Source organism: Micromonospora sp. WMMD754 (assembly GCF_049315235.1).
GTDB classification, from domain to species: Bacteria; Actinomycetota; Actinomycetes; order Mycobacteriales; family Micromonosporaceae; genus Micromonospora; species Micromonospora sediminicola.
Map to the genome: position 1 here is coordinate 6,649,512 of NZ_CP186058.1, position 12,228 is coordinate 6,661,739.

The 12,228-nt window shown below is 71.5% G+C and carries 11 protein-coding genes; 3 read left to right on the plus strand and 8 right to left on the minus strand.

Annotated elements, in window-relative coordinates; all coding sequences use genetic code 11:
- Positions 1-4 precede the first annotated feature (4 nt).
- From sufC to ACN27B_RS31065, 5 genes are read right to left on the minus strand one after another with little or no spacing between them, the layout of a single operon-like run.
- On the minus strand, positions 5-778 hold the full coding sequence (gene sufC, locus ACN27B_RS31045) for a Fe-S cluster assembly ATPase SufC (protein ID WP_091573415.1): 774 nt from the start codon (positions 776-778) through the stop codon (positions 5-7).
- The gene (locus tag ACN27B_RS31050; protein ID WP_091573414.1) at positions 775-1,101 is read right to left on the minus strand and encodes a non-heme iron oxygenase ferredoxin subunit; all 327 of its coding nucleotides are present in this window, start codon (positions 1,099-1,101) and stop codon (positions 775-777) included. The genes sufC and ACN27B_RS31050 overlap by 4 nt, the downstream gene beginning before the upstream one ends.
- Positions 1,101-2,243, minus strand: a complete 1,143-nt coding sequence (sufD, locus tag ACN27B_RS31055; RefSeq protein WP_091573413.1) for a Fe-S cluster assembly protein SufD — start codon at positions 2,241-2,243, stop codon at positions 1,101-1,103. The genes ACN27B_RS31050 and sufD overlap by 1 nt, the downstream gene beginning before the upstream one ends.
- A 54-nt stretch (positions 2,244-2,297) precedes the next feature.
- Positions 2,298-3,728: a Fe-S cluster assembly protein SufB gene (gene sufB, locus ACN27B_RS31060; RefSeq protein WP_091573412.1), complete on the minus strand. Its 1,431-nt coding sequence runs from the start codon at positions 3,726-3,728 to the stop codon at positions 2,298-2,300.
- On the minus strand, positions 3,725-4,465 hold the full coding sequence (locus ACN27B_RS31065) for a helix-turn-helix transcriptional regulator (RefSeq protein WP_371682254.1): 741 nt from the start codon (positions 4,463-4,465) through the stop codon (positions 3,725-3,727). The genes sufB and ACN27B_RS31065 overlap by 4 nt, the downstream gene beginning before the upstream one ends.
- Positions 4,466-4,563: 98 nt before the next feature.
- Between ACN27B_RS31065 and ACN27B_RS31070 the strand changes: the two genes are divergently transcribed.
- Entirely contained in the window at positions 4,564-5,526 is a 963-nt protein-coding gene (locus tag ACN27B_RS31070) for a COX15/CtaA family protein (protein ID WP_172967962.1), read from the plus strand.
- Between the two features lie 73 nt (positions 5,527-5,599).
- Positions 5,600-7,267: a right-handed parallel beta-helix repeat-containing protein gene (locus tag ACN27B_RS31075; RefSeq protein WP_099164391.1), complete on the plus strand. Its 1,668-nt coding sequence runs from the start codon at positions 5,600-5,602 to the stop codon at positions 7,265-7,267.
- An 18-nt stretch (positions 7,268-7,285) separates the two neighbouring features.
- Here ACN27B_RS31075 and ACN27B_RS31080 read toward each other — a convergent pair whose 3' ends face one another.
- The 3 genes from ACN27B_RS31080 to ACN27B_RS31090 all read right to left on the minus strand — a co-directional run bounded on the left by ACN27B_RS31080 (position 7,286) and on the right by ACN27B_RS31090 (position 9,820).
- On the minus strand, positions 7,286-8,203 hold the full coding sequence (locus tag ACN27B_RS31080; RefSeq protein WP_422742892.1) for an ATP-grasp domain-containing protein: 918 nt from the start codon (positions 8,201-8,203) through the stop codon (positions 7,286-7,288).
- 9 nt (positions 8,204-8,212) lie between these two features.
- Positions 8,213-8,545, minus strand: coding sequence for a hypothetical protein (locus ACN27B_RS31085; protein WP_013287454.1), 333 nt, complete (start codon positions 8,543-8,545; stop codon positions 8,213-8,215).
- A gap of 315 nt (positions 8,546-8,860) precedes the next feature.
- Complete coding sequence (locus ACN27B_RS31090; RefSeq protein ID WP_091573408.1) at positions 8,861-9,820, minus strand: heme o synthase; 960 nt, start codon at positions 9,818-9,820, stop codon at positions 8,861-8,863.
- Between the two features lie 262 nt (positions 9,821-10,082).
- Between ACN27B_RS31090 and tkt the strand changes: the two genes are divergently transcribed.
- On the plus strand, positions 10,083-12,221 hold the full coding sequence (tkt, locus tag ACN27B_RS31095; RefSeq protein WP_099164389.1) for a transketolase: 2,139 nt from the start codon (positions 10,083-10,085) through the stop codon (positions 12,219-12,221).
- Positions 12,222-12,228: the final 7 nt, after the last annotated feature.

Below are 12,228 nucleotides of genomic sequence, written 5' to 3' on the forward strand. Positions count from 1 at the left end.
CAGGTCAGGCCCGCGCCGCGCCGGCCCCGGCGACGTACCGCTCGTAGCCCTCTTCCTCGAGCTTGTCGGCCAGCTCACGGCCGCCCTGCTCGACGATCCGGCCGGCCACGAAGACGTGCACGAAGTCCGGCTTGATGTAGCGCAGGATCCGGGTGTAGTGGGTGATCAGCAGCATCCCCGTGTCGCCGGTGTCGCGGACCCGGTTCACGCCCTCGCTGACCACGCGCAGCGCGTCCACGTCGAGACCGGAGTCGGTCTCGTCCAGGATGGCGATCTTCGGCTTGAGCAGCTCCAGCTGCACGATCTCGTGCCGCTTCTTCTCGCCGCCGGAGAAGCCCTCGTTGACGTTGCGCTGGGCGAACGCCGGGTCCATCTGGAGCTTCTCCATGGCGCCGCGCAGCTCGCCGGCCCAGGTGCGCAGCTTCGGCGCCTCGCCGTCGATGGCGGTCTTGGCGGTACGCAGGAAGTTGGCCACCGACACGCCGGGGACCTCGACCGGGTACTGCATGGCCAGGAAGAGGCCGGCGCGGGCGCGCTCGTCGACGGACATGGAGAGCACGTCGGAGCCGTCGAGGGTGACCTCGCCGCCGGTGATCTCGTACTTCGGGTGGCCGGCGATCGAGTAGGCGAGCGTCGACTTGCCGGAGCCGTTCGGGCCCATGATGGCGTGCGTCTCGCCGGAGCGCACGGTCAGGTCGACCCCGTGCAGGATCGGCTTGAGCTCACCCTCGGGCAGCTTGACCGACACCTTCAGGTCGCGGATCTCCAGGGTGCTCATCGGGTCACTCCATTGCTCGGCGTCATGCTGACGTAGATCTCGCCGTCGCGGACTTCGACGGGGTAGACGGGTACGGGTTCGGTCGCGGGCAGCCCGGTGGGCTCACCGGTACGCAGGTCGAAACGGGATCCGTGCAGCCAGCATTCCAGCGTGCAGCCCTCGACCTCGCCCTCGGAGAGCGCGACGGCGGCGTGCGAGCACTCGTCGCGCACGGCGTAGAACGCGTCGTCCTCGCCGTGCACGACCGCGATCTGCACGCCGTCCACGTCGGCGCTGATCGCGGTGCCCTTCGGCACGTCCTCGGTCGAACAGATCCTGATCATCAGGCCCCGGCCTTCGCCAGGCGCGCCTCGATCGCGTCGCCGAGCCGCTCGCGCAGGTCCTCGACCGGGATCTTGTTGATCATCTCGGCGAAGAAGCCACGCACCACCAGGCGCCGGGCCTCGGCCTCCGGGATGCCCCGGGCCATCAGGTAGAACAGCTGCTCGTCGTCGAACCGGCCGGTCGCGCTGGCGTGCCCGGCGCCGGCGATCTCGCCGGTCTCGATCTCCAGGTTGGGCACGGAGTCGGCCCGGGCGCCGTCGCTGAGCAGCAGGTTCCGGTTGATCTCGTACGTGTCGGTGCCGGTCGCCTCGGCCCGGATCAGCACGTCGCCCACCCAGACGGTGTGCGCGTCGTCGCCCTGCAGCGCGCCGCGGTAGCCGACGTTGCTGCGGCAGTCCGGCACGGTGTGGTCGACCAGCTGCCGGTGCTCCAGGTGCTGGCCCGAGTCGGCGAAGTAGAGGCCGTACAGCTCGGCCTCGCCGCCGCGCTGCGTGTACTCCACCGAGGTGTACTGCCGGACCAGGTCGCCGCCGAGGCTGACCTGCACGTGCACGATCTTGGCGTCGCGACCCAGCTTGACCCTGAGGTGCTGGGCCTGGACCGCGTCGTCGGCCCAGTCGGCGACCGTGACCAGGGTCAGCTTCGCCCCGTCCGCCACGGTCACCTCGACGTTGTCGGCGAGCGTGGCCGAGCCGACCTGCTCCAGCACCACGGTCACCTCGGCGAAGCGGCCCACCTCGAGGAACGTGTGGCCGAACGCGAGCGCCTCGGCGGTCTCGCCGACCACCCGCAGGCGCACCGGCTCCGCCACCACGGCGTCCCGGGCGACCTGCACCAGCAGCGCGCCGTCGGCCCCGCCGTACGCCAGCGCGCTGACCCGGTCGAACGGGGTGAGCACGCTGCCCACCCGCGGGTCGTCCCGGCCGATCCGGTCGACGGTGACGCCCTCGGGCAGGTCACCGTGCTCGTGCCGGACCGCGCCGGTGGCGACCTGGGCCGACGAGGCCAGCCCACGCAGGCGCTTGAGCGGGGTGAAGCGCCACTCCTCCTCCAGGCCGGTCAGGGCCGGGAAGTCGGCGACGTCGTACGAGCGGAGCGCCTGCGACTTGGTCGTGGGCGGCGCGGAAGCCTGGGTAGTCATCTCTTCCTTGGTCTGTTCTGCGACGACGGTGTCAGTGGATGCGGAGGGCCGCGGTCAGCCGACCGCACCTTCCATCTGCAGCTCGATCAGGCGGTTGAGCTCCAGCGCGTATTCCATCGGGAGCTCCTTGGCGATCGGCTCGATGAAGCCGCGCACGATCATCGCCATCGCCTCGTCCTCGCTCAGGCCCCGGCTCATCAGGTAGAAGAGCTGGTCGTCGCTGACCTTGGAGACGGTCGCCTCGTGCCCCATCGACACGTCGTCCTCACGGATGTCGACGTACGGGTAGGTGTCGGAGCGGGAGATGGTGTCGACCAGGAGCGCGTCGCACTTGACCGTGCTCCTGCTGCTGGTCGAACCCTCCAGCACCTGCACCAGGCCCCGGTAGGAGGTGCGGCCGCCGCCCCGGGCGATCGACTTCGACACGATGGTCGAGGAGGTGTGCGGCGCGGCGTGCACCATCTTGGCGCCGGCGTCCTGGTGCTGGCCCTCGCCGGCCATGGCCACCGAGAGCACCTCGCCCTTGGCGTGCTCGCCGGTCATGTAGACCGCCGGGTACTTCATGGTGACCTTGGAGCCGATGTTGCCGTCGACCCACTCCATGGTCGCGCCCTCGTGGCACACGGCGCGCTTGGTGACCAGGTTGTAGACGTTGTTCGACCAGTTCTGGATGGTCGTGTAGCGGCAGCGCGCGTTCTTCTTCACGATGATCTCCACGACCGCGCTGTGCAGCGAGTCGGAGGAGTAGAGCGGCGCGGTGCAACCCTCGACGTAGTGCACGTACGCGCCCTCGTCGACGATGATCAGGGTCCGCTCGAACTGGCCCATGTTCTCCGTGTTGATCCGGAAGTAGGCCTGCAGCGGGATCTCCACGTGCACGCCCTTCGGCACGTAGATGAACGAGCCGCCGGACCAGACGGAGGTGTTCAGCGCGGCGAACTTGTTGTCGCCGACCGGGATGACCGTGCCGAAGTACTCCTTGAAGATGTCCTCGTGCTCGCGCAGCGCGGTGTCGGTGTCGAGGAAGACGACGCCCTGCTCCTCGAGGTCCTCACGGATCTTGTGGTAGACCACCTCGGACTCGTACTGCGCCGCGACGCCGGCGACCAGCCGCTGCTTCTCCGCCTCCGGGATGCCCAGCCGGTCGTAGGTGTTCTTGATGTCCTCCGGCAGGTCCTCCCAGCTGGTGGCCTGCTTCTCGGTGGACCGGACGAAGTACTTGATGTTGTCGAAGTCGATCCCGGTGAGGTCGGCGCCCCAGGCCGGCATCGGCTTGCGGTCGAACAGCCGCAGGCCCTTCAGGCGCAGGTCGAGCATCCAGGCCGGCTCGTTCTTCTTGGCCGAGATGTCCCGGACCACCGCCTCGTTGAGGCCGCGCTGGGCGGACGCCCCGGCGACGTCGGGGTCGGCCCAGCCGTACTCGTAACGACCGAGGGCAGCGAGCTGCTCCTCCTGGGTCAGGGGCTGGACGATCTGCTCGGTCATCTATCTGTCCTCACAGTGGTGACGGTGGAACCGGACTGGGCGGGAATGTGCGTGGTGCACACGCCGTCGCCGTGCGCGATGGTGGCCAGGCGCTGCACGTGGGTGCCGACCAGACGGGAGATCACCGCGGTCTCGGCCTCGCACAGCTGGGGAAACTCGGCGGCCACGTGCGCCACCGGGCAGTGGTGCTGGCAGAGCTGGCCGCCGGACGCGATCGTGGACGCGTTCGCAGCGTAGCCCTCGGCGGTGAGCGCCTCGGCGAGCGCCTCGGCCCGCGCGAGCGGGGCGTCGCCGTCGGCGTCCTCCACGGCCGCCCGGCAGCGGGCCTCCAGCGCGGCGACCTGCTCGGCCGCGAACGCCGCGACGGCCTCGGCGCCGCCGGTGCGGGCGATCCACCGCAGCGCCGCGGTGGCCATGTTGTCGTAGTGGTGGGTGCCGCAGCGCACCCGGGCCGCGTCGGTCAGCACGAACACCTTGGCCGGCCGGCCCCGCCCCCGGCTGCCCCGCACGGTCTGCTCACGGGCGACGACGTCACCGTCGGCGAGCATGGCGTCGAGGTGCCGGCGGATCGCGGCCGGGCTCAGGCCCAGCGCGGAGCCGAGCTGCGCGGCCGTGGTGGCGCCCCGCTCCAGCAGGAGCTGGGTCACCCGATCCCGCGTCGACAGGTCGGCGGACGCCGTCGCGCTGGTGACCGAACTGGTCACCGGCTCTCCGGACAGCGCTGCCGCGTTTTTCACAACGGCAACGTTACGTAATTCGTCGGAGCCCCGCAAACCCGGGGTCCGGTGATTCCGACCACCGGGTCGGCGGAGTCACCCGATCGGGATCAACTACGGTGCGTAGGATTCGCTCCGTGAAGCGTTCCGTCCGGTTCCCGGTCTCCCCCACGCTGCTGCGCCGCCTCGCGTTCGCCTCGATCATCGCGAACGTCGCGATCGTGGTCACCGGCGGGGCCGTCCGACTCACCGCGTCCGGCCTCGGCTGCCCCACCTGGCCCCGGTGCACCGACGAGTCGTACACCACCACGTCGGAGATGGGCGTGCACGGGGTGATCGAGTTCGGCAACCGGCTGCTCACCTTCGCCGTCGGGATCATCGCGCTGGCCGTGGTGCTGGCCGTGCTGGCCCAGGTGCCCCGCCGTCGCGGGCTGCTGCCGCTGGCGGTCGGCGTGCTGTTCGGCATCCCGGCGCAGGCCGTCATCGGCGGCGTCACCGTGCTCACCAACCTCAACCCGTGGGTGGTCGGGCTGCACTTCCTCGCCTCGATGGTGGTGATCGCCGCCGCGTACGCACTCTGGCGGCGCACCGGCGAGCCGGACGGGCCGGTCACCCCGACCGTGCCGACGCCGCTGCGTACCCTCGCCCGGATCACCACGGTGGTGAGTGCCTCGGTGCTGGTGGTCGGCACCTGGGTGACCGGCAGCGGCCCGCACGCCGGCGACCAGGGCGCGGCCCGCAACGGCCTGGACCCGGAGTCGATCTCCCAGGTGCACGCCGACGGCGTGTTCCTGCTGATCGGCCTGTCCGTGGCGTTGTTCTTCGCGTTCCGGGCGGTCGGCGCGTCGCGCGCCGCGCGGGCCGCCGGGGTGCTCCTCGCGGTCGAGCTGGGTCAGGGCCTGATCGGCTTCGTCCAGTACTTCACCCACCTGCCCGCCGTGCTCGTCGCGGCCCACATGCTCGGGTCCTGCCTGGTGCTGCTGGCCACGCTGGGCGTGCTCTGGGCCACCCGGGAGCGCCAGCCGGTCAGCCCGCCGGCCCCGGCCGCGCCCGTCGCCGAACCGGTGGGCGCCGCGGCCTGACCCGGGCGTTACCGCCCGGCGGGAGCGGGAAAGCGGTCCGGACCACGGACCGTACGCCCGAGGGGAGCTCCCGGTGTCGCGCAAGGGCCTTGCCACGACCACCCCGCAGCGGATGACCCCGGTGGCCGGCGCCCCGCTGTGGTGCGACGCCCGCGAGTTCGGGCTCACCGGCGACGGGGTGACCAACGACCAGCCGGCCCTGGCCGCGCTGGTCGACCGCCTCGGCGCCGGCTACGACGCCGACGGCCGGGCCCGGGTGATCTACTGCCCGCCGGGCCTCTACTCGATCCGCGACGCCGGCACCGTCTGGCGCAGCGGAGTCTCCCTGATCGGCGCCGGCTCGGCGGCCACCCGGTTCCTGCTCAGCAACGAGGGCGACCGGGCCGCCCCGGTGCCGCTCGCCTACTGGACCACCGTGCAGCACGGCGCGGACCGGGACCGGCACATCGCGGACTGCACCTTCGCCGACTTCGAGATCGACGGTTCCGGGGTGGCCCAGACCGCGTACGACTACCTGGCCAAGGGCCTCGGCCTGCAGTACGTCGTCCGTGGCGTGTTCCGCAACCTCTACATCCACCACACCGGGGCCACCGGCCTGGGCTGCGACTTCCTCCAGGACAGCCTGATCGACGGGGTGGTCGTGGTGGGTTGCGGCCGACTGGACAACGGCCAGCAGTGGGGCGGCGCCGGGATCGGCGTCGGCATCGGCGGGTGGGGCGACGTGGAGCGGCTCACCATCGCCAACTGCACCACGCTCGGCAACGGCACCAACGGAATCTTCCTGGAGCTGCAGAAGGACTACTGGGAGCCGCCGCGCGGCATCCGCATCATCGGCTGCCACAGCCAGGCCAACCGGTTCGGCATCTCGGACTGGGGCGCGGACGGCCTGATCGTCTCCGGCTGCACCATGACCAACAACCTGGAGGCGGGCTTCGACGTCTCGGCCAACGGCACCGCCGGCATCGCCGGACGCGGCGGCCTGCTCACCGGCAACGTGATCGACTGCAACGTCGGCGACGGCATCAGCATGGGCAACACCCCCGGGCCGTACGCGGTGCAGGGCAACCGGATCAGCAACAACGGCGGGTACGGCTACCACGAGCACGACCTGGGCCACGGCTACCGGGGCGCGGCCGCGGACGTGGTGATCGAGGGCAACGACATCCGGGAGAACGCGCTGGACGGGATCCGGATCGACCGGCCGATGCTCGACGCGTCGATCGTGGGCAACCGCATCCGGGACAACGGCCGCCGCTCCGCGCCGGCCCATCGGGGCTCCGGCGACGCGGTGCGCTACGGCCCGCGCGAGGTCACCGACGGCGCGGCGGACTGGCCGGCCGGCGGCCACCGGGGCAAGGTCGTCCGGGTCGACTCCCGCGACGCGGTGGTGGCCGACAACACCGGCAACCGGCTCTCCCTGGCCGAGGTACGGCCGGACGGCATGACCGGGTGGAACGAGGCGATCCCGGAGCCCGGCGCGGCGTACGAGCTGCCCGACGGGCCGCCCGCCTGCGCCGGGATCACCATCGCCGCCCCGTTCGACTCCGCCACCGTGCGGAACAACCGGATCTGGCACCGGGACGCCGACAGCCAGACCTACGGGCTGTGGGTCACCGAGGCGGGCAGTTGCGTCTCCTGCGCCGTCGAGGACAACGACCTCGCCGGGACCCGGGCCGCCCTGCGGTTGGACACGCCGCCGATCGGCGGTCGGTGGGACCGGAACCACACCGACCGCGACTGACGGCCCTCGGGCGGCGGATCAGGGTCGGCGGGCGAGGTGGGCGACGACCGCCTCGGCGAGTCGCTCCGGCGCGCCGTCGGCGTGGCCGACGAACAGGCTGGGCTCGGTCAGCTCCAGCTCCACCAGCACGGGCGTGCCGGCCGGGCCGGGGATCAGGTCGACCCGGGCGTAGAGCAGCCGGTCGGCGCCGCCGGGGACGGCGGCCAGGACCTTCTCGGCGACCGCGCGCTGCTCCGGCGTGGCGGTGCGGGCGTCGATCCGCTCCTCCTTGTAGAGCGCGGCCTCGCCGAGGTCGGGGCCGGTCAACATCGGGCCCTTGCGGATCGCGTGGCTGAACGCGAGGCCGTCGGGGCCGGCCAGGAAGAGCAGCGCCGTCTCGCCGGCGGTGTCCACCGCGTCCAGGTAGGGCTGGACCATGGCGACCCGCCCGGCGTCGCCGAGACGCCGCACGTGCGCCGAGGCCAGCTCCCGGTGTTCCGGGTCGGTCAGGTCGTAGCGCCCGGTGTCCTGGCTGCCCGCGCTGACTGCCGGTTTGATCACGTGCTCGCCGTCGGCGGGCGGCGTCCAGCTCTCCCCCGGCGCCACCCAGGCGGTCGGCACGGTGGGCGCACCGGCGGCGGACAGCTCGGCCAGGTAGCGCTTGTCGGTGTTCCAGGCGACCACGTCGGCCGGGTTGGCCAGGGCCGGGACGGTGCGGGCCCAGGCCACGAACTCGTCCCGGCGCAGCGCGTAGTCCCACGGCGAGCGGAGGACGACCAGGTCGTAGCCGGTCCAGTCGACGGTCGGGTCGTCCCAGACCGCGATCTCCGCGGTGACGCCGCGGGCGCCGAGCGGGGCGAGCGCGAGCCGGTCGTCCGGGTCGAGGTCGGGCAGCGCGGCACAGGTGACGAGAGCGACCCGGGGTTTCCCCCGGGTCGACTGGTGGTGTGCGGTCATGCGGTTATGTCAACGGGCCATCGTGCGCCGGGCCATCGACCGCCAGAGGTCGTTGCTCGGACGCATCTGGTCCATCAGCTCACGCTCCCAGGCGTTCTCGACGTCGACTCCGGCCTTGGCGCAGGCCTGCCGCGCGACGTCCGTGCCGTCGGCGAACTGGTCGGCCCACACCCCGTCGGAACCCACGAGGACGATCCGTGCGCCGCGCTTGCCGACGTACTCGATGACCGCCTTCGCGCCGCCGTGTCCGGCGGCGAACGACTTGATGCCCGCGACCAGGCCGTTGGGGGCCTGCTCCGCGGTCTTGTCAGCCGTCAGCGTCGTATCGGAACCATCTGCCATGACGCGAAGCCTAAGCAGAGTTCCACCCGGATGTGCGAGAACGATGAACTGAATGTGATGCCAATTACCCATTGGTTTAAGGAGAACCACAGGTAATTTGAGCACTCTTGTCGCCTATATCCGGGCAAAACCGGCGGGCGAGATAGTCACACTCTGTCCCGGTTGGCCCCGTCCGGTGGACTCGGAAAAAATTTCTGATGAACCGCCTCACGTGCGGAAACCATCCACCCGGGTCAAAGAGCCGGACCCGTGCGGTGATCACGCGGTAAGGGTGGTGTCCCCAGCGGGACGAGAAGACGTGCCGGAAGCGCCGGGTCAGAGCAGGGCGTCGAGGGCCACGGCGGCGAAGAGGATGGTGAGGTAGGTGGTCGACCAGTGGAACAGCCGCATCGGCTTGACCGCCTCGCCGCGCGTCGCGCGCCGGCACAGCTTGTGCGCCTCGACCACGAAGATCCCGCCGACGACCAGCGCGGTCACGCCGTAGATCGGGCTCATGCCGAGCGGCCACACCGCCAGCGAGGAGAGCAGCGTCAGCCAGGAGAACCCGATGATCTCGGCGTTGACCCGCCGGACCGACGCGACCACCGGCAGCATCGGGATGCCGGCCCGCGCGTAGTCGTCCTTGTACTTGATGGCCAGCGCGTAGAAGTGCGGCATCTGCCAGAAGAAGACCACCGCGAACAGGCCCCAGGCGGCCGGGGACAGCGAGCCGGTGACCGCGGCCCAGCCGATCAGCACCGGCGCGGCCCCGCAGACGCCGCCCCAGAACGTGTTGGCGGCCGTCGTCCGCTTCAGCCAGAGCGTGTAGACCAGGTCGTAGTAGGCGATCGCGGCCAGCGTCAGGCCGGCCGCCAGCCAGTTGGTGGTCGCCGCCATCAGCGCCACCGAGACCGCCGCCAGCACCAGACCGAAGACCAGCGCGCTGCGCGGCGACACGGTGTGCGCGGGCAGCGGCCGACGCTTGGTCCGCCGCATCAACTGGTCGATGTCCCGGTCGATGTAGCAGTTGAGCACGCTGGCCGCGCCGGCGGCGAGCGAGCCGCCCACCAGCACCACGGCCACCAGCCACAACGACGGCATCCCGCCGTCCGCCAGCATCATCGCCGGCACGGTGGTGACCAGCAGCAGCTCGACGATCCGCGGCTTGGTCAGCGCCACGTACGCGGCCACCACGGCCCGTACGTCCCGCCGCCCGGTCGCCGGCGCCTCCGCCACCGTGCCCACCGGCGACTGCCCGGCAGGGTTGCTGACGGGGCGCTCGGTGATCATGCTCACGGATTGCCACCTTCCGGCATCGGCGGGGGAGGTCGGTCGGCCCGGACCCGTCCGGGCCCACACACCGCCCCACACACTACGCGTCGTCGTTTTGGCTGCCCCGCAGACCCGGCAACGGTGCGGGCCGTCACACCCGGGGTTGAACGCCCGATCGGGCCGGATCCGTAGAGAACAGCATGCCGAGATCCCCGGGCGGACGTTTAGCCACGCTCGATAGGGTCATCAGTGAGGGTTCCGCCCATCTGCCGAGGAGCACATCAACGTGGCTGCCAAACGACCCGAGCTTCCCGCTCTCCACTGGTCCGACCTCGACCGCAGGGCCGTCGACACGGTCCGCGTGCTGGCCATGGACGCCGTGGAGAAATCCGGCAACGGCCACCCGGGCACGGCGATGAGCCTCGCCCCGGCGGCGTACCTGCTCTTCAACCGGGTCATGCGGCACAACCCGGCCGACCCGAACTGGCCCGGCCGGGACCGGTTCGTGCTCTCCGCCGGGCACTCCAGCCTGACCCTCTACATCCAGCTCTTCCTCTCCGGCTACCCGCTGGCGCTGGACGACCTCAAGGCGCTGCGCCAGTGGGGCTCGCTCACCCCGGGCCACCCGGAGCACGGCCACACCCCCGGTGTGGAGACCACCACCGGCCCGCTCGGCCAGGGCCTCGGCAACGCGGTCGGCATGGCCATGGCGGCGCGCCGCGAGCGGGGCCTGTTCGACCCCGAGCCGGACCGCGCCGACTCGCCGTTCCGCCACGACATCTGGTGCATCGCCTCCGACGGGGACATCGAGGAGGGCATCACCCACGAGGCCAGCGCGCTCGCGGGCCACCAGCAGCTCGGCAACCTCTGCGTGATCTACGACGACAACGAGATCTCGATCGAGGACGACACCCGGATCGCCAAGAGCGAGGACGTGGCGGCCCGCTACGAGGCGTACGGCTGGCACGTGCAGACCGTCGACTGGCGCAGCGGCGACGCCGACCAGGGCGACTACCACGAGGACGTGGAGGCGCTCTACCAGGCGCTGCTGGCCGCCAAGGCGGAGACCGACCGACCGTCGTTCATCGCGCTGCGCACGATCATCGGCTGGCCCGCGCCGAACAAGCAGAACACCGGCAAGATCCACGGCTCGGCGCTCGGCGCGGACGAGGTCAAGGCCACCAAGGAGATCCTCGGCTTCGACCCGCAGCGCACCTTCGAGGTCGACGAGGAGGTGCTCAAGCACGCCCGCCAGGTGCTGGAGCGCGGCGCGCAGGCGCAGGCGGAGTGGACCACCGGGTTCGACGCCTGGGCGCAGGCCAACCCGGAGCGCAAGGCGCTGTGGGACCGGATGGCCACCCGTACGCTGCCGACCGGCTGGACCGACGCGGTGCCCACCTTCCCGGCGGACGCCAAGGGCGTCGCCACCCGGGCCGCCTCCGGCAAGGTCCTGGAGGCACTCGCCCCGGTGCTGCCCGAGCTGTGGGGCGGCTCGGCCGACCTGGCCGAGAGCAACAACACCACCATGAAGGGCGAGCCGTCCTTCGTCCCGGCGGCGCACGCCACCAAGGACTTCCCGGGCGACGAGTACGGCCGCACGCTGCACTTCGGCATCCGCGAGCACGCGATGGGCTCGATCCTCAACGGCATCGCGCTGCACGGCGGCACCCGTCCGTACGGCGGCACGTTCCTGGTGTTCAGCGACTACATGCGCCCGGCGGTGCGGCTGGCCGCGCTGATGAAGCTGCCGGTGACCTACGTCTGGACGCACGACTCGATCGGCCTCGGCGAGGACGGCCCGACGCACCAGCCGATCGAGCACCTGACCGCGCTGCGGGCCATCCCCGGCCTGGACGTGGTCCGCCCGGCCGACGCCAACGAGACCGCCTGGGCGTGGCGGCAGGCGCTGGAGCACACCGACCGGCCGACCGCGCTGGCGCTGAGCCGGCAGGCGCTGCCGACCATCGACCGCAGCGAGTTCGGCTCCGCCGAGGGCACCGCCAAGGGCGGCTACGTGCTGGCCGAGGCGTCCAACGGCAAGCCCCAGGTGATCCTCGTCGGCACCGGCTCCGAGGTGCAGCTCTGCCTCACCGCGCGGGAGCGGCTGGAGGCCGACGGCACCCCCACCCGGGTCGTCTCGATGCCCTGCCAGGAGTGGTTCTACGCGCAGGACGAGGCGTACCGGGAGTCGGTTCTGCCGCGCGGGGTAAAGGCACGGGTGAGCGTGGAGGCGGGCATCGCGATGTCGTGGCGGGCGATCGTCGGCGACAGCGGCGAGTGCGTGAGCATCGAGCACTACGGCGCCAGCGCGCCCTACACCGTGCTCTTCGAGCAGTTCGGGTTCACCCCCGACCGGATCGTGGCCGCCGCGCACGCGGCGCTCACCCGGGTGGGCGACATCACCGGTTTCACGACCGGCAACTGAGGGGAGC